The sequence below is a fragment of the Synergistaceae bacterium genome, assembly GCA_017444345.1.
In the GTDB taxonomy this organism is placed as follows: Bacteria; Synergistota; Synergistia; order Synergistales; family Aminobacteriaceae; genus JAFUXM01.
On the sequence record JAFSWW010000041.1, the window covers coordinates 15,722 to 35,525 of the forward strand.

At 40.6% G+C, this 19,804-nt stretch carries 18 protein-coding genes and 1 other RNA gene; 1 reads left to right on the forward strand and 18 read right to left on the reverse strand.

Going from position 1 to position 19,804, the window contains the following annotated elements; translation table 11 throughout:
* Positions 1-5 precede the first annotated feature (5 nt).
* The 14 genes from IJS99_02420 to flhA form a co-directional block, all read right to left on the reverse strand.
* The gene (locus IJS99_02420; GenBank protein MBQ7560677.1) at positions 6-1,220 is read right to left on the reverse strand and encodes a hypothetical protein; all 1,215 of its coding nucleotides are present in this window, start codon (positions 1,218-1,220) and stop codon (positions 6-8) included.
* A complete protein-coding gene (locus tag IJS99_02425) occupies positions 1,190-1,915 on the reverse strand; it encodes a hypothetical protein (GenBank protein ID MBQ7560678.1) in 726 nt (241 codons plus the stop codon). Before IJS99_02425 ends, IJS99_02420 begins: the two co-directional genes overlap by 31 nt.
* A gap of 3 nt (positions 1,916-1,918) precedes the next feature.
* A complete protein-coding gene (locus IJS99_02430) occupies positions 1,919-2,140 on the reverse strand; it encodes a hypothetical protein (protein ID MBQ7560679.1) in 222 nt (73 codons plus the stop codon).
* A gap of 5 nt (positions 2,141-2,145) precedes the next feature.
* Complete coding sequence (locus IJS99_02435; GenBank protein ID MBQ7560680.1) at positions 2,146-2,853, reverse strand: glycosyltransferase family 2 protein; 708 nt, start codon at positions 2,851-2,853, stop codon at positions 2,146-2,148.
* Positions 2,854-3,002: 149 nt separating this feature from the next.
* Positions 3,003-3,341, reverse strand: coding sequence for a hypothetical protein (locus IJS99_02440; protein MBQ7560681.1), 339 nt, complete (start codon positions 3,339-3,341; stop codon positions 3,003-3,005).
* A gap of 4 nt (positions 3,342-3,345) precedes the next feature.
* Positions 3,346-4,962: a DUF342 domain-containing protein gene (locus IJS99_02445; GenBank protein ID MBQ7560682.1), complete on the reverse strand. Its 1,617-nt coding sequence runs from the start codon at positions 4,960-4,962 to the stop codon at positions 3,346-3,348.
* A gap of 23 nt (positions 4,963-4,985) precedes the next feature.
* Positions 4,986-5,744, reverse strand: a complete 759-nt coding sequence (locus IJS99_02450) for a FliA/WhiG family RNA polymerase sigma factor (protein ID MBQ7560683.1) — start codon at positions 5,742-5,744, stop codon at positions 4,986-4,988.
* The gene (locus IJS99_02455) at positions 5,741-6,232 is read right to left on the reverse strand and encodes a chemotaxis protein CheD (GenBank protein ID MBQ7560684.1); all 492 of its coding nucleotides are present in this window, start codon (positions 6,230-6,232) and stop codon (positions 5,741-5,743) included. The genes IJS99_02450 and IJS99_02455 overlap by 4 nt, the downstream gene beginning before the upstream one ends.
* A complete protein-coding gene (locus IJS99_02460) occupies positions 6,232-6,870 on the reverse strand; it encodes a chemotaxis protein CheC (protein ID MBQ7560685.1) in 639 nt (212 codons plus the stop codon). Before IJS99_02460 ends, IJS99_02455 begins: the two co-directional genes overlap by 1 nt.
* Positions 6,871-6,885: 15 nt before the next feature.
* Positions 6,886-8,940 (reverse strand): chemotaxis protein CheA, encoded by a 2,055-nt coding sequence (locus tag IJS99_02465; GenBank protein MBQ7560686.1) that lies wholly within the window; start codon positions 8,938-8,940, stop codon positions 6,886-6,888.
* Positions 8,941-8,967: 27 nt separating this feature from the next.
* The gene (locus IJS99_02470; GenBank protein ID MBQ7560687.1) at positions 8,968-10,035 is read right to left on the reverse strand and encodes a chemotaxis response regulator protein-glutamate methylesterase; all 1,068 of its coding nucleotides are present in this window, start codon (positions 10,033-10,035) and stop codon (positions 8,968-8,970) included.
* 154 nt (positions 10,036-10,189) lie between these two features.
* A complete protein-coding gene (locus tag IJS99_02475; protein MBQ7560688.1) occupies positions 10,190-11,116 on the reverse strand; it encodes a MinD/ParA family protein in 927 nt (308 codons plus the stop codon).
* 54 nt (positions 11,117-11,170) lie between these two features.
* Complete coding sequence (gene flhF / locus IJS99_02480) at positions 11,171-12,667, reverse strand: flagellar biosynthesis protein FlhF (protein ID MBQ7560689.1); 1,497 nt, start codon at positions 12,665-12,667, stop codon at positions 11,171-11,173.
* Positions 12,668-12,671: 4 nt separating this feature from the next.
* Positions 12,672-14,834 carry a flagellar biosynthesis protein FlhA gene (gene flhA, locus IJS99_02485; GenBank protein MBQ7560690.1) on the reverse strand — a complete coding sequence of 721 codons (2,163 nt, stop codon included), beginning with the start codon at positions 14,832-14,834 and terminating at the stop codon, positions 12,672-12,674.
* 585 nt (positions 14,835-15,419) lie between these two features.
* Between flhA and IJS99_02490 the strand changes: the two genes are divergently transcribed.
* Complete coding sequence (locus tag IJS99_02490) at positions 15,420-16,304, forward strand: class I SAM-dependent methyltransferase (GenBank protein ID MBQ7560691.1); 885 nt, start codon at positions 15,420-15,422, stop codon at positions 16,302-16,304.
* Between the two features lies 1 nt (position 16,305).
* Here the strand turns inward: IJS99_02490 and IJS99_02495 are convergent, their stop codons facing one another.
* From IJS99_02495 to IJS99_02510, 4 genes are all read right to left on the reverse strand, one after another.
* The gene (locus IJS99_02495; protein ID MBQ7560692.1) at positions 16,306-17,889 is read right to left on the reverse strand and encodes a DEAD/DEAH box helicase; all 1,584 of its coding nucleotides are present in this window, start codon (positions 17,887-17,889) and stop codon (positions 16,306-16,308) included.
* A gap of 31 nt (positions 17,890-17,920) precedes the next feature.
* An RNA gene (rnpB, locus tag IJS99_02500) (RNase P RNA component class A) lies at positions 17,921-18,267 on the reverse strand.
* A gap of 7 nt (positions 18,268-18,274) precedes the next feature.
* On the reverse strand, positions 18,275-19,387 hold the full coding sequence (locus IJS99_02505) for an amidohydrolase (GenBank protein ID MBQ7560693.1): 1,113 nt from the start codon (positions 19,385-19,387) through the stop codon (positions 18,275-18,277).
* Positions 19,388-19,451: 64 nt separating this feature from the next.
* On the reverse strand, positions 19,452-19,760 hold the full coding sequence (locus IJS99_02510) for a hypothetical protein (protein MBQ7560694.1): 309 nt from the start codon (positions 19,758-19,760) through the stop codon (positions 19,452-19,454).
* Between the last annotated feature and the right edge of the window lie 44 nt (positions 19,761-19,804).

Sequence of the window (19,804 nt, forward strand, 5' to 3'; positions counted from 1 at the left end):
ACAAATTATTTATTCTCGTACAAAATTTTTATAGCTTCTACACTCTTATTTGTAGCAGCTGCTAACTGTTCAGGTGTGAGCAAATTATTTTTTGCTATCCAACGTATTATTTTTACGACACTGGGACTCCATAATTGCCCCTGAGAGTCCCATATATCAGTCCCTCCCAGTATTCTATTTGCAAAGATATCTTCATAGCCGGGGTAAATTTTCGTAAAATAATCGGCTATATACTGCAAATCTTCCTGTGTAAAATCGCTCGTCTTCTCATAAAAATAAACTTTTACGCCGTTATCTATAGTAAATTCCCGCGAAATTTTCCTGAAATGCTTTCCAAAAGGGGAGCCGGCCTTCTTAAGCTCATTCAAAGGAAAACGGACTACATGTTCTCGGCTGGTTTCGCTATTAGTAATTACTATTATATCCGAATGAAGTAATTCAACAGGAAAGCCATTTCTTAAATCAACTTCTTCAGTTCTTGCTAAATTTCTGACCGGGTACTCGATAAATGGCTTCTTTAGAGCGTCCATAATATCTTTATTTATATTACCGGTCGTAAGCATATAAATTTTTTTGTCATTGCCTTCTGTTAATGAATTAAGATAATCGGCTATTTCATTCAATACGGGAATATCATCGCGCTGAGAAGGGTTATAGACATTTGTAAAAATTTTTGAAACTGGTGATAGAATCGGCCTCGCGTCAGGGAAAAAGCAATTTACAAAATTTGCTGCAATCACTATAACACAAGCACAAGAAATAATAAATTTTTTACTGCCTGATAAAATATTGCATGTCTGAATTATCCCTATATATGAAAGTATTAATAATTGCGGAGTAATAGTAAAATGGTGGTGCAAATCCATAGCTTGAACTCTGAAAAATAGTATCGTAGTAACAAAAAAAGAAATCGCACAAAATAATGAATATCTGCGCATTTTTCCTGTAAATAAAGGCAATATCACGCCTAGCCCCGCAAAAATCAGCGTAAAATATCCGAAGTGATTCACTATACCTGAAATTTTTTGCAATAAAGGCGCGTCCCATGCAACATAAATATTAGCATAATTCGTTCGTAATATACGATAAAGCATAGGCCCGAAAAATACTACCATGATTACAAGAGCAAATATGCCTATTACAATTATATTAAACACAGCATTTTTCAGGTATAAATATTTCTTACTTTTTACGACATCATAACATAAATAGACATACACGCAAGAGCCGCCATAAAGCCTTCAACGTAAAATGCAAAATATCTCCTGAATAAAATCGTGCATAATAACATACCTGAAATATAAACATCGCGTTTAATTTGTTCTCGTGTAAATAAAAGCGCGTCATAATCTTTTACCATTAATAACGCAATACCAGCAGGAATTAAGCAAGCTATATCAGGAAATCCGGCGAGCATTGCAGGATAAAACGGTGTAAACGTAAATAAAAGAAATAACGTAATATATTTATATTTGCTCGAGTCATTAATTTTTTTCATGAGCGTATACAGAATAAACACGGCCGGCAGGAAAAATATAGCGTATAAAACAAGAATATAACGCAGATAAGTATAACCAAACATTTTTAACGGCAACACAGCAATTGTAGGCAATATAGAATTATAATCAGCAAAAAATATACTCCCGCCGAGTCTTAGCACTGCTATAAGAGGATCCGCAAATAATATTTTCATTTGTCTATATGTATAAGCCCAATAATGATTCACATATATAGTCCTGTCTTGAGCAATTAAATAATAACAAAGAAGTCCGCCGAAAAATGCAAAGATAATAAAACTTTTATTTACTAGATTGAAATTTTGGCCGTTAAGTCCAAATAAATATGCATACTTGAATAAATACCAGAAAAATAACATAAATATAACCGCAAAAAATAACCCCGTGAAACTTATCATGCTTTAAGCCTCCTGATTTAAATTTACACGTTCACTAATTATATAACGCGGTCTGTGTTTTGACTCCATGTAAGTTTTGCCGACATATTCGCCTATAATTCCCAGACTCAATAACTGAATCCCGCCCAGAAAACATATTACACACATCATAGAAGCCCAGCCCGTTACAGTATTCCCTAGTAAAGCACCTATAACAGCCCATAAAATTCCCGCAAATCCCAGCAAGCTGACTACATTCCAAAGCCTGCTATAAAATTTATCGGCTTAATCGAGAGACTCGTAATTCCATCAAAGGCAAATGCCAGCATCTTTCTTAAAGGGTAATGAGTATCTCCGGCGAGTCTTTTATCGCGTTTATACATGACACAGGAACTCTTAAATCCTGCAAGCGGGATCATGCCTCTAAGATATATATTTACTTCTTTGAATTCGGCCAAGTGATTCAAAACTTTTGAGCTTATGAGCCTGTAATCAGCGTGATTATAAATTACTTCTGCTCCCATTGAGTTTAATATTTTATAGAATAATTGCGCCGTAGTACGCTTAAAAAATGAGTCGCTTGTTCTGTCATTTCTGACTCCGTAGACAACTTCACTGCCTGAAATATATTCGCTTATCATTTCGTCAACTGCGTTAATATCGTCTTGGCCGTCGCAGTCAAGCGAGATAGTTATATCACATTTTGATTTTGCTTCCATGAGGCCGGCTAAAATTGCGTTCTGATGTCCGCGATTACGGCTTAAAGATATTCCCGAATAATAAGAGTCTGACTTTGCCAGCGAGTTAATTATTTGCCAAGTCTCATCTTTTGAGCCGTCATTTACAAATAAAATTTTGCTTTTATCCGAAATTTTTTCACGTGATATTAAATTTTTTAGCTTATCAAGAAATAACGGAGCTGTTACGGGTAATACTTCATGCTCGTTATAACATGGTATTACAAGATATAATAATGGCTGAGACCTGAGACCTGAGACCTGAGACCATTATGAGCGCATTCGGACAAATTTGTCAACCTTCTTTCTTAGTATTTTTGCGTAAAATATTCCCTCCGGCCTTATATTTTACCAGAGGGATTTAATAATATTTATGCGAGAAATTCAAAACTTTTTTTGCTCCTGACATTTTCACGAATTAAAGGCGTTTCAGGTTTATTAATTTCTTGAGATTCTGCCTTAGTATGCTCGAAACTGTCGCGCCTTTGTCCCTGTTGATTTTGCTGTTGTTCGTCGTTCTCGTTCTTACGGTGGACCCGCTGGGCGTTATTCATTGCTTCACTGGCCTGCACTGTCTGAACGAGTTTAATTCCGTCTCGTATAATTTCCTGACTCTGGCCTGTATCTTGAGCAGCGGCTAAGGCATTCGGGGCGTGATGAGTCATTGCTTCAACATTCAAATTTGACATTAATAACGTAACTGGCTGCAATTTATTAACCTCCTAAATGACCTGACATATAATCGAACGGCTTTAATACAATGCAGCGTTTTTCATCATCGGCAACAAAAGAAGTAAATCTGCACGGCTCATGAACGATATAATTTAGGCCTCTCACAGAAATAACTACACCGCTGTAACAAATATCTTTGACTCTGACTATACCCTTATCGCGAACGAGTGCTAACTGTTCTTCTAAGTCGTCAAGTTCCTTCTGCATATTATCCCGCGCGGCCTGTAACTGGAATTTCATTTTTGTTAGATCCATCATCATAGCGCGTTTAGAGTCGTCAAGTTGCCCGGCTGACTCTAATTTCTTGAGTAATGCGAAATTCGGCTCAATTCGTTCTAAATTCTCATCACAGCGTTTAATTTCACTCGTGAAAACTTTTCTCTTTTCGAGCATGTCCGGGGGAGTCCCTACAATAATTTCTGTCTTTGTGCCCATTTCAGAGCCTAGTATATTACAAGAGACTTCAAGACCAGCGTCAACACGTCCGCCGGCAATTTGTGAATGTCTGCCGCTTCCAAGTGCTATAACTGCCCGACGAGCATATAACCGGCTGTGTAAAATTGAATTCTTTACTAGAATACTTCCGCCCGCCCTGATTGTAGCCTGATCCGCAAAACTCAGACTCACGTCATTATTTGCGCGTATTGTGCCCTTACCCATGCCGCGGACTCCTCCGTGAATTATTACGAATCCCTGCGAGTCAACATCTGCTCCCTCGACCATGCCGTTAATGTCAATATTGCCCTGTGCTATTACGTGAAAGCCCTCACGAACTGAGCCGCTGATTTTTACCGCTCCTGTAAAATCTATGCTTCCTACGCTGAAATCTATATCATTCCCGATATTTAATTCAGGCAATACAGCGAGACGGCCTCTATCATTCTTTAATTGACCTTCTGCAACTGCGAGTAATATTAACGGATTCTCAGGGTCGCGCTTGAGTCCTTCACCGAATGAGAATTCTACATTTTTTACGGGCTGGGCTCTGACTGCTGCCCCGGTAACATCGACTCCAGTTTTGCCGTTTACAAGAGGATGCTTTATTGCTACTTCTTGACCGGGATGGACTGTAACAATAGTGCTGCGGCTCCAGAAATCAATTTTTTCATCGTCTCTGACTTCAAACGGCTTGTCGGGATCCTTGATTAATTCTATATATGCATCACTGCCTTCAACGGGCGGAGTTCCCTGAGCTACTATAACTGTTTCATTTGCAAGTTTACGGGCTAATAAAGATTGTATTGCGACTTTATCAATACCGATTTTGACTCCGTTAGCATGTAATACGGCAATGACTTCTTCAAGTTTCGGCCAAGGTTTGGCAAAAAAGGGCGGCTCTATAGTAATTGAAGCTGACATTTTATCGCCCGCAATTGACACTAAAACTTTTGCGTCCTTCTCAAGTGCAGGATTACGACCGCAAATTTTACAGGTTTGACCGTCCTTAATAAAATTACGTATTGCCTTGAAGTCATATCTTATAATGCCGTATTCTTTCAGGAACGCGTAAACGTCATTTTCTTTAAAGTCTGTGCTGTTACATGATAAATAAATCCCGTCGGGCTGTGCGTGTAAGTCAAAAATATCTGTGTTGATCAATTAGTTCACCTCCTGAATAAAATTTATAACTCATTCATTTTAGCTTTTAGAATCGCGCGTAACATTGATAGACCTTTGCCGTGAATTTGTGAGACTCTGCTTTCAGACACTCCTAAAACTTGGCCGATTTCCTTTAGAGTCAAGCCGTCATAATAATAAAGACTCAACATATTGCGCTCACGTTCGGGCAATTCCTGCAAAGCCTCTATTAATTGCTGTTTATCGCTTTCATCGTCGAGTCTGTCTGCTGCTGTCTCTCTTTCGTCCGCAATAGTTGCTTCAATCGGGACTTCTCCGTCATCTAATGGATTAGTGTCATCAAGTGAAGTGATATAACCTCGTGAAGCTAATTCTTGAGTCTCGTAATATTCTTCTTCAGTTATGCCGAGTTCAGAAATAAGCCACTCGTCTTTGAGTTCGCCCTTATCGCGCAAAATTTTTTCCATTGCCTTATTCAGCCGCTGTACTTTCTCGCGCCCTGTACGTGAAAACCAGTCGCATTTGCGTAATTCGTCTAATATTGCGCCTCTGATTCTGGGTATTGCGTAAGTCTGAAATACAAAACCTTTTGACGGGTCAAATTTATCAACAGCATCGAGCAGCCCGAATACTCCAAAGCTCAAAATATCCTCATAATCAAGACCTTGAGGCGGAGTCACTGACATTCTGCCGACTACGTATTTAATCAGCGGTAAATAACGTCTCACGATTTCGTCACGGATTGCTATAGATTTAGTCCGCGAAAAATTATCCCATAATTTTCTTTCCTCGTCTGTCGTCATATTTCGTTTATTCCTTTTCCGAGCGTCTTAATTTTCAGCATCCAGTTACTTGTCGAGAATTCAATAGTGCGTCCCTTATTGCCTCCCGTATCAGAAGCAACGAGAGCTATTCCCAGTCTTGCAAGCCTCATAGTAGTCTCACGTACATTTTTCGCTCCGACTGTCAAGAATTCAGGACTAGAGCCCGGCAATGCAAACATTTGAGCACCTCCGGCAATTTTCGCTTTTATTCTGGATCTGTTAGCACCCTGCTTTATCATTTCGTCAATTATGGCTGGCACGGCAGTATCGGCAAATTTTCCGACTTTTTCCGAACCTTTTAGACCTCTTGAATCAGGCAGCATTATATGAGCCATCCCCGCAATTTTCGCTAATGGATCAAAGACTACAAGCCCAATGCATGAGCCAAGCCCAAGAGTTACAAGTTTTATAGGAGCCCGAGCCACGTATAAATCTGCCATGCCTAAAACAATACTGGGTTCGGCCATCACATCACCTTCAGCTTTCTTAGCAGCAAATCGAGGGCATCAGGGTCAGGAATTAATATAATATGCCCGGAAATTTTCCGGCCTTCTTCTAAACCTTCTACACTTAACTCAGTATTTACTAACAGTGCAGTCTCTCCCATTTGCCCATAAATCGAAGCTACTACATCTAAAATCGAACTCAACATGTCATGTGCTACACCGGGTACGCTGATTTGATGCTGAGTCCCTATTAATAAATTTATAGCGTTCAAGAATGAGCTTAATACTATATTTCCTACTTCACTTAATGCACTGTCGATCATGTCCTGCGGGATCTCATCGATCGGGATTTGTGAGCCGAATTGCTGCTTTAATAATAGCTCGACCATTAAATTTGCGTCTTCTTCGTTCTGGATAAATATCAAGCTGCAGTGAAAGCCGCCTAGAGACCGCACGAAAACAGCACCGACTATCTGCATAGGGTCGCCGTAATGCTGGCCGAGCTCATAAATTGATACAAGCTCGGTTTGAGGGACATTCATATTTATCATACGCGATAATAAGCCGCTCAAAGCAGTAGCAGCGTTGCCAGTGCCTATATTTCCGACCTCACGAATTGCATCAAGCTGTAACGCATTGAACGACGCTATATCTGCCATTAAACATTACTCCTTTTAACCTTTTGTAGAGTAGAACGAGGCAACATCAAGAATTAATGCAACATTGCCGTCGCCTAAAATAGTCCCGCCCGTTATTCCGTCAATTTTCGCTAAAAATCTTCCGAGCGATTTAATAACTATTTCCTGCTGGCCTATTAACTCACTGACTATGAAGCCGATTTTATTCTTGCCTATTTTTACCACTACGACGGGATATTCGTATCTATCATGTTCGACACCCTCAGAGCCTAATATATCGCCTAAATCATTAAGTGATAATACTTCACCGCGTAATAAAGTCGTGGGCTCGCCGTGAACTGTCTTAATGTCTTCTTTGCGTACCATTATAGTTTCTTCGACATTTTCAAGAGAAATTGCATAAGTCTCGTTGCCTACTTTTATTAACAGTGAAAGAACTATAGCAAGCGTTAAAGGCAGTCTTATATAAACATGAGTCCCCTCGTTTTTCTTGCTGCTTAAATCAAATTGTCCGCCTAACTGCTCGACTTTAGTTTTTACGGCATCCATTCCGACTCCGCGCCCTGATAAGTCCGTTACTTGCTTGGCCATGCTGAAACCGGGAAGTAACACTAACTGCTGGGCTTCCTCGTCGCTCATTATTGCGGCTCTGTCATCTGTAATGATTCCTCGTTCAACGGCTTTTTTCTTGACTTTATCGGGATCAATTCCTGCGCCGTCGTCTGAGACTTCAATAACGACTCCGCTGCCTTCTTGATAAGCTGCAATTTTTAGTATACCTTTTTCAGGTTTGCCCAGTGCCTTGCGTTCGTCGGGGTGTTCGATTCCGTGATCCATTGAGTTACGAATCAAATGCACCATAGGATCGCCTATTTCGTCTATAACTGTTCTGTCTAATTCTGTGTCTTCGCCTTCGAGAACTAACTCAACATTTTTATTTAGAGTCTTGCATAAGTCCCTTATTAAGCGCGGGAATCTGTCAAATGTAAACGAGACGGGCACCATTCTTAATTTAGTAACGAGTTCCTGAATATCGCCGGAAATTCGCCCTAATTGCGATAAAGTATCATCAAATTGTCTGAGTCTTGCTTCCTGAACGAGTCTCTCAATTCTTGCACGAGAAATAACAAGCTCGCCGACAAGATTCATTAATTTATCGAGACGGCCTATATCGACTCTGACAGTTTGACCGCTTTTCTTGATTGTCTCTTTACGGCCTGCGGGGGGCTGTGCTGCGGGCTGTGCAGGTGCCGGAGCTGGAATCGGGGCAGGTGCCGGGGCGGGTGCTTGTTCCTGTGCTGCGGGCTGTGTTTCTTGAACAGGTGCCGTGGCGGGTGCTGAACTTGCTTTGATTTCTTCAACATCTGCGCTCTTGACATCGCCTATTTTCTCAATTGCTGCTTTAACTTCTTCAGCGGGTGCGGGAGTAGCTACATAAATAGTAAAATCATACTCAAATTTTTCCTGCTCAAGTGCATCAGTGGGAGGCTCAGACTTGAAAATTTCGCCCATTTCTTCGAGCCTGTTTACTACCATATAAGCGCGGGCAGCCTTCAATAAACAGCTTTCACTCAATGTAACATGAACACTAAAAGCGTTCTTGCCTTCAGAGTTAGCAGCTTTTACCCATTCAGAGTCCTGTGATGACAAATTTGACCCGCCGGAATCTGCCGGACTCTCTTGTGTTGGAGCTTGAGCAGCAGGAGCAGGAGCCGGGCCCTCTCGTCTTAATTCCTGAACCATTCCAGACACGTCTATATGCGAATCATTTCCGCCGCCTCTGATTGAGTCCGCCATTTCCTGCAAAGTATCAAGCCCCTGAAATAATAAATTCATGTCGCCTTCAGTGAGTGGCCTTGTACCTTTTCTAGCTGCGTCGAGTCTGTCTTCCATTGCGTGGGTCAAGCCCATCATATTAGTAAATCCCATTGTGCCCGCCATGCCCTTAAGCGTGTGAGCTGCTCTGAAAATTTCATTAATTACGTCCATATCGACCATATTTTTTTCCAGAGCTAATAATAAATCATCTAATTTTTGCACGTTATCGTCAGTCTCATCGAGAAATGCTCCGAGATACTGACTCATATCCATATCGGCCAAGATAAAATTTTCCCCCTTCTAATTCTTCACGAGTCTGACCATTGCATCGGGAATTTCATTAAGCGGCAGGACCTCGTCAACGATTCCAGCGTCAACAGCGGCCTTAGGCATTCCATAAACGACGCAAGTTTTTTGACTCTCGGCTATAACATAAGCACCTTTTCTGTGAAGTGCTATACCTCCATCCGTGCCGTCCCGTCCCATTCCTGTTAAAATCACGCATAAGACATTGCCGCCGTATTCATCTGCAACACTCATAAACATTATATTAGCTGCGGGCTTGACTGACAAAACAGGCGGAGCGTCAGAGATTCCGCATACCATTGCACCATTTCTGCGCTTGACTATTAAATGACTTCCACCGGGGGCAATTACTACACGGCCGGGCTTGAGAGTTAATCCGTCAAAACCTTCTAAGACTTCAAGCTGTGAAGACGAATTCAATCTATTTGCAAATGACGGTGTAAATTCTTTAGGCATATGCTGAGTAATTACAATAGGAACAGGAAAATTTTTAGGTAACTTGGGAATCAATTCGCCTAAAGCCATAGGGCCGCCCGTTGAACTTGCAATCGCTACAATATCGCGCCTTCCTGTATGCATGGGAGGAGTCATCCGCCTGAATTCCGGAGCACGTACAGGAGATCCCCCGAAAAATCCCGCTTTAGTTCTGAGTCTTGCTGTACTCGCCGCAATGACCTTGTCAATTAATTCCTGCCCTACATCGCGAATATTTAACGATATAGATCCTGAAGGTTTGCCTATGAAGTCAACACATCCGAGCGCAAGAGCCTTCATTGTTGTTTCTGCCCCTTCTTGAGTCATTGAACTCACCATTATGACGGGGAGGGGATTAGTCTTCATTATTTCTTCGAGTGCCTGAAGCCCGCTCATGTTGGGCATTTCTACATCCATTGTTACAATATTTGGTCTGAGTAATTGAATTTGTTTAAGAGCGTCTTTACCGTCTTTGGCAGTACCTAAAACTTCAATTCTAGGATCAGATTTTAATATATCGCTGATAAATTGCCGCATTAAAGCACTGTCATCAACTACAAGAACTCTTATTTTGCCTGCTGGGGGCATTCTTTAACTCTGCTGTCTGATAAAAATTTTCTTATTATATTTATACATGGCAGCAGATTGCACCTCCTTCCTGTAAAATATGCTAAATTTTTTAGATTCATAGTTATTATAGCTTTAAATTTATTTCTCGTATTTATTTCTTGCTATTTATTATTTATTTATTATCAGAAAAAAGACTCTTAGTCAGCCGCTTGAAAAAGTCAATCACTCCTCCTGATTTTTCCGGTAATGCTTCACGTTTTATATTAGCTCCCTCACAGAACCGCAATAATTCGCCCGATAAATTTCTGATGCATATACTGGCAGGCGATTCAGGATCTGACCTGTAAAAAATTTTCCAGTTTTTGACTGATTGCTCGATAGCTTTATCTTTCAAGACACAGCCTAAATAAATCGGAGCATTCCCTAAAAATTGCATTGATGCGAGTCTGATTCTCTCTGCGACCTCTTGAGCTTCCATTGTGCTATTTGCCATGTTGACAATTAACATAAGCCCCGATGCTGCATTTTCCGGGCCGTCCCATGCTGTTGCGCCTAAAGATTTTATTACACCGTAAGCATCTCTCACACTCGTCGGCTCAGGAGTAGTAACTAATAAAGTTATCTCCGACGCATAAGCAAATGACAACACACCTTTATGAATCCCCGCGCCCGCGTCCATGATTAAATAATCGGCGATTTCGTCAAGCCCTGACAATGACGCAAATAATCTTTCCATAGCAAAATCATCAAGATCGGCTATTTCTTTCAAGCCAGTACCGCCGGGAAGTAAAGCAACACTTCCATGTTTGTGCATAGCTCTTTCTGAAGGCCTGAAATGTACTAGAATCTCGTTCAAGTTCCGCGAGCCTTCTATTAAATGCGCAATATTATATCTAGCATTAGTAACTCCGCACAAAATATCTAAATTTGCCATGCCTAAATCAGCGTCAATTAATACGACTCTCTTCCCGAAATCTGCCAAAGCAAACGATAACGCCGCAGATATATTACTCTTCCCGACTCCTCCCTTACCGCTCAAAACTGAAATTGTGTGTAAACGCTGCGGAATTCTTGTTCTCTCTCGATTATCTAATACCATTCGCCTCAAATCCCCCGCCTGATCTGGATTATAATTATTTCTAGGCATTGCAAATTAACCCCGTTTCCTCTCTTCTTCGGACTTCATGAGGAAATCGGCGATTCTTGTGCCTGAAGCAGTCTCTATATCTTTTGGAACGTTTTGTCCCACCGTCAAAAATGAAACCGGACAGCCCATAACCTGCTGAATATTAAATATTGAGCCGTAACTCACAGTCTCATCAAGTTTTGTAAATAACAAATGCGACACGGGAATATTTGGAATATGTTCTACAACGTCAAGCATATCTTTATATTTCATGTTAGCTGACAATACCAAATGCACAGCATCAGGAGCGAACGAATTATATAAATTCTCGAATAGTTCCATGTTTTTCTTGTCGCGCTGTGAACGCCCCGCAGTGTCTAACAAAATAATATCCGAGTTCTCATGCTGATTCACTATATTTTGAATCGTTGCTATATCGAATATTATTTCAATGGGAACGCCTAAAATTTTCGCATAAGTCTTTAACTGCTCGACAGCTGCTATTCTGTATGTATCACTAGTTAATAATAAAACTCGTTTATGTTCCCATAATGCTTTAATTGCTGCAAGTTTTGCTATAGTCGTAGTCTTGCCGACTCCGGTCGGACCGAGTAGCATAACTTTACGACCCCCCGCAGCGTCCCCGCCGTTATCGCCTGAGCATTCAATTTGTGTAGCAAGCCACTTGGTGAACGGCAATTTTTTATTTTTTTCTTTACGAGCCATAACTCCATAATCACCGAGCAATTTTCTTATATATTTCTCGTCAACTTCAGACGAACGCAAACGGCCCTCAATTCCTGAGTCTTCACCTGTAAATTGAGGCATTCCGGCTTGAAAATTAGCTTTCTGGGCTTGAGCTTGAGCAGCGACTCCGGTTTCAACGGCTGAAATTCTCTGCAATAATAAATCTATTCTATCAGCGAGCGCTCCGACTTGATTCTTGAGTGCTTGAGCGTCGTTATTATTTATTGCGGGCTGGGCTGGCTGATTCATAACCGGCGGCATTACTGGCTGAATTTGAGGCGGCGGAGTTACTGGTGCGGGTCTTGTCGTGAGTCCGTATGCATTTCTGAGTCCTTCAGGTGAAATTTTTACATTATCAGAAGGCAGCCTATAACCTTCTTCACCGAGTGAAATTGTATTATCCTGCAAATTATTTGCGGGCGTTGATGATATATTTTGACTCGGAGGGCTTGAAAGTTGACCGCTTGAAGATTTTTCTTTGAGTTCCATTAACTTTTGGAAGGCTATTAAATTCTCTCGTCTTGTGTCCTCGTCCATTGTAGAAATAGGCGAATTATTTGCGGGAGTCCTAGTTTTTGGCTGCGGCTTAGGTGAGTCATCTTCAAGAATTCCGGCTGTAACCTTCAAAACTGAACGCTGAAAGAATCCTAATACTCCGCCTTCTTTTATCATTTGAGTCGACAAAATAACAGCGTCCCGGCCAAGTCGTTCGGCTGCTAGTCTGAGTGCTTCTGCGTCGTCTTTTGCTGTAAATGTAATTTGATTAGTAACTCTCATTTATTTATTCTACCATTCCTACTGTTTTAACTTGAATCCCGCGTGTTATCTCATTATATGACACAACGAAAATATTTGTTATAGAGCCTTCTATTAATCTACGCACGATTAATCTTACATCAGGGTGAACGAGTAAAACAGGAGGCAAATTTTTAACGATCATTTCTTCCATAGCGCGGGAGATTGCGTTAATCATCTTCTGAACTTCGCGGGGATCTAAATTTAATTGCCAGCCTCGAGTCAAATCGCCGTCGACTCCTGCCATAATTTTCTGTTCCCAGTTCGGTGAAAGAGTCGCAGCCGTAATAATTCCGTCCGGCCCCTGAATCTTAAGAGAAATCAAGCGCGATAAAGCCTCTCTTGCCCGTTCAGTCAAGAAATCTACACTTCTTGACATTTTGCCGTAATCCGCGAGTGCCTCAAAAATTGTAACGAGATCTCTAATCGGAATCTGTTCACGTATTAAATTCTGCAAAACTTTCTGAATCTCACCGAGTGAAAGCGACGCTAATAATTCACTGACTACGGCGGGGGCTGTTTCTTTTACCATGTCCGTTAATTTCTGGACTTCCTGACGAGTTAATAACTCAGCTCCATTTTTGCGTATAACTTCCGATAAATGAGTCGCGAGTACGCTGGGAGCGTCAACAACTGTATATCCCATAGCTTCGGCCTTGTCGCGTAAATCCGGAGAAATCCATAAAGCAGGGAGTCCAAATGCCGGCTCTTTGGTGGGAACTCCTATTAAATCCTCTTCAGCTCCGCCAGTGTTCATAGCTAAATAATGATCCGGCAGTAATTCACCGCGCCCGGCTTCAGCACCCTTTACACGCAAAATATACTCTGTAGGCTTAATTTGAATATTATCGCGAATTCTTATCGGAGGCACGACGATTCCCATTTCTAGGGCCATTTGCTTGCGTATTGTGCCTATTCTGTCTAACATGTCGCCGCCCTGTGCAGGGTCAATCAGGGGGATAATTGCGTAACCTATTTCGGCCTCCATAGGTTCAACTGTCAATAATTTCATTACGTCTTCAGGAGAAACAGGTTCAGATTTTGCGCCCTCTTCAGTTCCTGCTGTTGTTGTTGCTGCTGCTCCTGATTGCGGGGCTGTTCCGGGTTGAGCTGGAGTCTTTGCTGCCTGCTCTTCTGCCTCGATAGTCTGTAAACTTGCTTCACGACTCACTGTGTAGCCAAGAAAAGCCATTAACACAGCCAGAGTCAAAAATGGAATTGTAGGAAGTCCCGGCAAAAGTCCCATGCATAATAACATACCTGACGAAATATATAACGGTCTCGGATAACGAGTAAACGAATTCACAAGATCGGGGCCGAGTTCAGAAGACGCAGCCGCGCGGGTAACAATAACGCCCATTGCCGTAGACATCAATAACGCCGGAATTTGTCCGACAAGTCCGTCGCCCACTGTGAGCAGACTATAACGAGATGCAGCATCTCCGGCACTCATTCCCCGCATGAAAATCCCGATTGATAAACCGCCGATTATATTTATAGTAGTAATTATGAGTCCTGCTATAGCGTCGCCCTTAACAAATTTTGAAGCACCGTCCATAGCTCCGTAAAAGTCAGCTTCTTTCTGAATGTCCTGCCGTCTTTGTTTTGCGCCCTGCTCGTCGATTAATCCCGAATTTAAATCAGCGTCGATTGACATTTGTTTGCCGGGCATGGCGTCAAGTGTAAATCTCGCTGCAACTTCCGCGACTCTCTCTGCGCCCTTAGTGATTACTAACATTTGAATAATTACCAGAATCAAGAACATTATAATCCCGACTACATAATTGCCGCCGACGACAAAATTTCCGAAAGCGTTTATTAACTCGCCGGCGTTCCCGTAAAGTAAAATTAATCTCGTTGTTGAGACATTCAGCGATAATCTAAACAAAGTCGAAATCAATAACAAAGTCGGAAATATCGACAAATCTAATGCGCGCTTGACATAAAATGTAACTAAAAGAGTAACGACTCCAAGCGTTATATTCATTGCAAGCAGCATATCTATCAGCCATGTCGGTAAGGGCACGACCATCATTATAATAATGAGTACCATTAACAAAGCCACGCCAATATCGGAATAGCTTTGAACTTTTTTGCGAATCTCAGAAACTCCTGCGATTCCAGCGGCCTCTGCCAATGTGCAACTCATCCCCGTTCTATTTATATAAATTATATAAACTGGATAAAAATTTTTGATTTATTTTACACGAAAACAGGCAAAACAGAAAATATATTAGTGAGTGAATGCGTCAAGAAATAAACGAGTCAAAAAATTTGCGAGTCAATAAAAATTTTATGTTAATGATTCGCGCAAAATATTTATAACGAGTCTAAAAATTTGCGGGTTCGAGATAAAAATTTTCGTGAAAGAGCCGCGCATTCCCGGTAAAAAATTTGTGTTGAAAAATTGCAGAATAACAAAAATTTTTAGCTTTGTGAGTCATTGCTGTTACTAAGAAAATTTCATATTTTTGTAGCTGTAAATGTAGCTGTAAAATTTGTATCTTTGCTAAAATATTTCTTAAGATTTCACATGAATTATAGCACTTGAATATATAATAATTTTTCCTGTATAATCACTAAAAAATTTACATGAAAGGACTCTTGACAAAATAAAAATGGCCGCAATAATTGACTCAGGACTCAGGACTCAAACTATCTTAATATAAAATTTGAAGATTTTCAGCGCGAATATTTAGATGAGATTCACGAAGTAGTTTCTCTCTACTCACAAATGCAAAACAGTGAAAGATATTTTCTTAATGGAATAATACGATATTTCAAGCCAGCAAAAATTTTAGAAGTTGGAGTCGCTCACGGGGGCGGAAGTGCTTTAATACTCAACGCGATAAAGGATTTAGACTCGCGATTAATTTCTGTAGATTACTGCGAAAAATATTATGCCGGCGGAGAAGATAATAATAAATTATCAGGATGGCTTGTCGACGAAAAATTTTCGAATTTAACAGATAAATGGCAGATATACAGGGGCGGGGACATTTCGCGCTTCATTGAGAGAATCGGCGGGGATATAGATTTGCTTGTGCTTGATACTGCGCATATACACCCGTGGGAGACGTTAAATTTTTTGTGCGTGCTGCCGTTTATGAAGCGTAATAGTTTGTGCGTATTGCATGATGTATCACTTAATTATTTGCAGGGACGAGAAAATGATTTAGCCTGCAGATATTTATATAGCACTGTAATATCAGACTATAAAATCATGCCCGAACCTGAAGAAAATTATATCCCTCATTTTGCAAATATAGGCGCGTTTAGAATAATTGACGACACTTATAAATATATACAAAATTTGTTCGAGATTTTGCTATATAAATGGGAAGCTATGCCGTTTGTTTACGATAAAAAAATATTCCCATATGCGACTCCGATTTTGCCCGAAGATATTGACAGCATTAAAAATGTTTTCGCAAAATATTATCCTGATTACATGAAATTTTTTGATAATGTCATAGATTATCAGCGCGGTATAGTCAATCACATAATAGACACGTATAATCGAGAATATAAAACTTTTAAGGGGATCTGGAAGCATTACTTCCCGTTGAGCTTTATTACATTAAGGAAAATCAAGCATATTTTAACTGGTATAAAATAAATTATTCCCGGCCTGCCTCAATCTCGCCGAGTTTCTCCTCAAAGCCGTAAATGGTAGGATCTATGCTGTTTACGGTTTTATTGAGTTCGTCAATCAGTCTGAAAGCGAATCCCTTAGGAAGTCTATTATTGAATCGCTTAATCTTTAATAGAGCCTGCAAAAAATTTTTCTCATACTGCATTATTAAATTCGCAGCCATTAAAGCACTCGGCCTTGACTCGTCAAAAAATAGTCTTGCCATCTCCAAATTTTCTTCTATAGTCATCTCGTCATACCAGAGAGCAGCAAGAATCGCCTTAAATTTTTTCCGCTGTCTTCCGTGAGTTATTCTTTTGGCCGCAAAATCTATTTTCTGCATACCATTTATAAGAGTCTTTAACACATCATCAGGATTTAATGAAGGCTTAGAATATTCGGCTATGTACTCGGCTTCGATTTCAATTAAGACCTGTTCACGCAATAACTTCCCAAATGAAGGCCGCAAAGTTATTACAGCAGGTTCGGGCGGGGAATCCATTAATTTGCGAAATTCGACTCCGGTGTCAAAAAATTCGCTCTCATAGGGTGAATCTTTCAGCCATGACACAAAGCCGGGATCAAATAAACCTTTTCGACCAGCACGCCCGGCCATCTGTAAAAAATCTATTTTGCTTATTGGCTCGTAAGTCCTGTAATTCACAAGCTGAGCGAAAATTACATATTGAGCAGGAAGATTTACTCCCAGTGATAAGGCATTTGTCCCGCAAACGACATCTAACAATCTTTCACGAAAAGCAGACTCGACTAATAATTTTTCTTTAGGGAACATTGCACCGTGATAAGTTCCTACACCTTTTATGAGTGAAGGCGGCATTTTCTTAACATCAAGAATCTTTGCGAGTTCCTGCAGTCTTTTCACGTTATCGGGGGGGATTCGCTGCCTAGCTGAAGCAATTTTTTCGGCCAAGTCCATGACTCCGCGCTGTGAGAATAAGAACACTAATGCGTCATGAATTCCGTATGTCCTGAAGGGCTTATCAGGAGTAAATATTAATTCTGTAACTCGTTTCTTGCTTTCATGAATCAAAAAATTACGCTGGCAGATATGCGACAAATAACGGCCTATGCTTTTAACGCCGCCCAGAGTAGCAGACATCACTAAAATTTTTGTGTCATAGTCAGTATTAACAAGCCCGTCTATATACATTCTTGCTCGGTCGGGGTCGCTGAAAATATAGTGAAATTCGTCGACGATTAATTTTTGACCGGGGACTCGCGCATATTTCATTGTATAAATTTCTTGAGTACAGCAAATTATGCCAGCTCCCTCGTTACGCTTAAAATCTCCTGTTTCGATTCCCACGTCGAGTCCCATTCTGCGCAAATCTAAATATCTTTCATTGCTGAGTGCCTTAATAGGAGCCGTGAAAATTATTCGCGTTGAGTCTTGATTCTTGTTTACTTGGCCTTGAGTGTCTAATATTCCCGCCCATAAATAAGCAACTAGGGTTTTGCCTGAACCTGTCGGAGCACTCAATACAGCGTCATTATTATTTATGTGATTAAAAGCGTTAATTTGCCAGTCGTAAAAATTTATTTCGCTCAAGTTATAAAATATATTCCCTTCGATTTATATAATGCCGGGCAGCTCATAAGCCGGGTTCTGTGTTAAAGACGGTCATTTATCTAGTATTTTCCTCGCAGAAAATCTCAAGCGATCTAACCCAGAGGCACCGGAGCCAGTGTTCAAAACCTCTCTATTTGATCTTGCTTCGAGTGGGGCTTGCAAATCACGCAAATTACTTTACGCATGGTGGGCTCTTACCCTGCACCTTTTCACCGTTGCCAAATAAAAAAATGGCTGTATATTTTCTGTTGCGCTATTCCCGCGGATTACTCCGGCCAGCCGTTAACTGGCACTCTGCCCTATGAAGCCCGGACTTTCCTCTACAAAATTTTTTGCAGCGACCGTCTGAACTGCCCAGCAAGAATTATTTTATCACGCTGTCTGAATAAATAGCCGTAAACATGTTTATTGCGACTTCTAAAATATTATCGTTGAAATCATAATTACTAGTGTGAATATCAGGATAATTTATCCCATTGCCTATATAGAAAATTGCGCCGGGAACTTGTTTTGTGTACCAGCCGAAATCTTCAGAAGCTCTGAATGGCTCGGACAAGTTAATAATTTCGAGATTCAAATTTTTTGCGGCTCGTATGACTCTTTTTACGGACTCGGACTCGCTTATAGTCTCAGGGAAGTAATCAAAGTTTTCACACTTGAAATTAAATCCTGAATTTTTTGCGAGGGACTCGGCCATGTTGACGACTTGATTACGAAATTCGCGCATAATTGACTCACTATAGGCACGCATAGTTATAGAGATTTCGCCATTGCCCGGAGAAATTCCGAAATTTTTTGAGCCGAGATTTATATTTATGATAGTGCATAAAATTTTTTGTGATTTATTTGATTCGCCTATAAATTTTATTAAATCAGCGATTATATATGCAGGATTGAGTCCTTTTTCCGGTTCGCTTGCGTGAGAAGTCTTACCGTAAAATTTTATAGTTAATCCCGCCGAACAGCACTGACACAAACCCTCACGAATTATAATACTTTTTTCAGGGTAGCCGCTCCAGTTGTGAAAAGCGTAAATTTCTCGTATATTTCTCTCGTGTAAAAGCTGCGAACATTCACGCCCGCCCTGCCCTGTCTCTTCAGCGTGTTGAAATATTAAATATACTGAACGTTCACGGGGCAGATTCTCAAGTTCTAAAGCAAACCCGCAAAGTGCCGCACAGTGTCCATCATGACCGCATTTGTGAGAGACTCCGGGATTTTGCGAATTATATTCAAGATTTAAATTTTCGTTTATGGGTAAAGCGTCCATATCTGCCCGAAAAGCTATAGCCTTTGTGCCTTCGATATAGCGCGAGGCATAAAAATATCTTCCGCAATCTATAACAGCAAGACTCGTATTAGACTCTAAGAAGTCCATTAAATGCCGCTTAGTTATATTTTCTTGGCCGGATAATTCCGGGAACTTGTGAAGCTCATGACGTAAATTTATAATGCGCGATAAATTTTCTTGATTCATAATAATATCATCTCGATTCAAGTTTATATTTATATTTTATACTAGGCAGCAAAATTTAATAAATTTATTCTCCATTCGTGCGAATCCTGCTATATTTAATGCCGAGTCTAATAAATATTATAAATCCCGCAATTAAAGCAATTACCATAAAAAACGCGCTGTCAGTCAAGAGTCCTATAATCCCAGTCAATGCCGGCGCAATTGATACGAACATTAAAATTTTTGCGAACTTCACGGCGTAATCACGTTTATTTGTAGTCTTGACTGCATAATTTCTCGGAATTAATTTTATATCTTTCGTGAGTGCTAATATAACCGCGTAAAATAAAATCACTCCGGCAAAAATCAGCATAAAAATTGAAGCATATTCCATAAATTATAGACCTCCTTAAAACATGAATTAGCAAGTCCCCCACC

What these genes read in the sequence shown, in the direction of transcription:
- IJS99_02505 (MBQ7560693.1), bottom strand. Translation starts at nt 19,387, where the DNA reads ATGAATCAAGAAAATTTATCGCGCATTATAAATTTACGTCATGAGCTT.
- flhA (MBQ7560690.1), bottom strand. Translation starts at nt 14,834, where the DNA reads ATGAGTTGCACATTGGCAGAGGCCGCTGGAATCGCAGGAGTTTCTGAG.
- IJS99_02460 (MBQ7560685.1), bottom strand. Translation starts at nt 6,870, where the DNA reads ATGGCAGATATAGCGTCGTTCAATGCGTTACAGCTTGATGCAATTCGT.
- IJS99_02490 (MBQ7560691.1), top strand. Translation starts at nt 15,420, where the DNA reads ATGCAAAACAGTGAAAGATATTTTCTTAATGGAATAATACGATATTTC.
- IJS99_02470 (MBQ7560687.1), bottom strand. Translation starts at nt 10,035, where the DNA reads ATGCCCCCAGCAGGCAAAATAAGAGTTCTTGTAGTTGATGACAGTGCT.
- IJS99_02475 (MBQ7560688.1), bottom strand. Translation starts at nt 11,116, where the DNA reads ATGGTATTAGATAATCGAGAGAGAACAAGAATTCCGCAGCGTTTACAC.
- IJS99_02450 (MBQ7560683.1), bottom strand. Translation starts at nt 5,744, where the DNA reads ATGACGACAGACGAGGAAAGAAAATTATGGGATAATTTTTCGCGGACT.
- flhF (MBQ7560689.1), bottom strand. Translation starts at nt 12,667, where the DNA reads ATGAGAGTTACTAATCAAATTACATTTACAGCAAAAGACGACGCAGAA.
- IJS99_02465 (MBQ7560686.1), bottom strand. Translation starts at nt 8,940, where the DNA reads ATGGATATGAGTCAGTATCTCGGAGCATTTCTCGATGAGACTGACGAT.
- IJS99_02425 (MBQ7560678.1), bottom strand. Translation starts at nt 1,915, where the DNA reads ATGATAAGTTTCACGGGGTTATTTTTTGCGGTTATATTTATGTTATTT.
- IJS99_02455 (MBQ7560684.1), bottom strand. Translation starts at nt 6,232, where the DNA reads ATGGCCGAACCCAGTATTGTTTTAGGCATGGCAGATTTATACGTGGCT.
- IJS99_02510 (MBQ7560694.1), bottom strand. Translation starts at nt 19,760, where the DNA reads ATGGAATATGCTTCAATTTTTATGCTGATTTTTGCCGGAGTGATTTTA.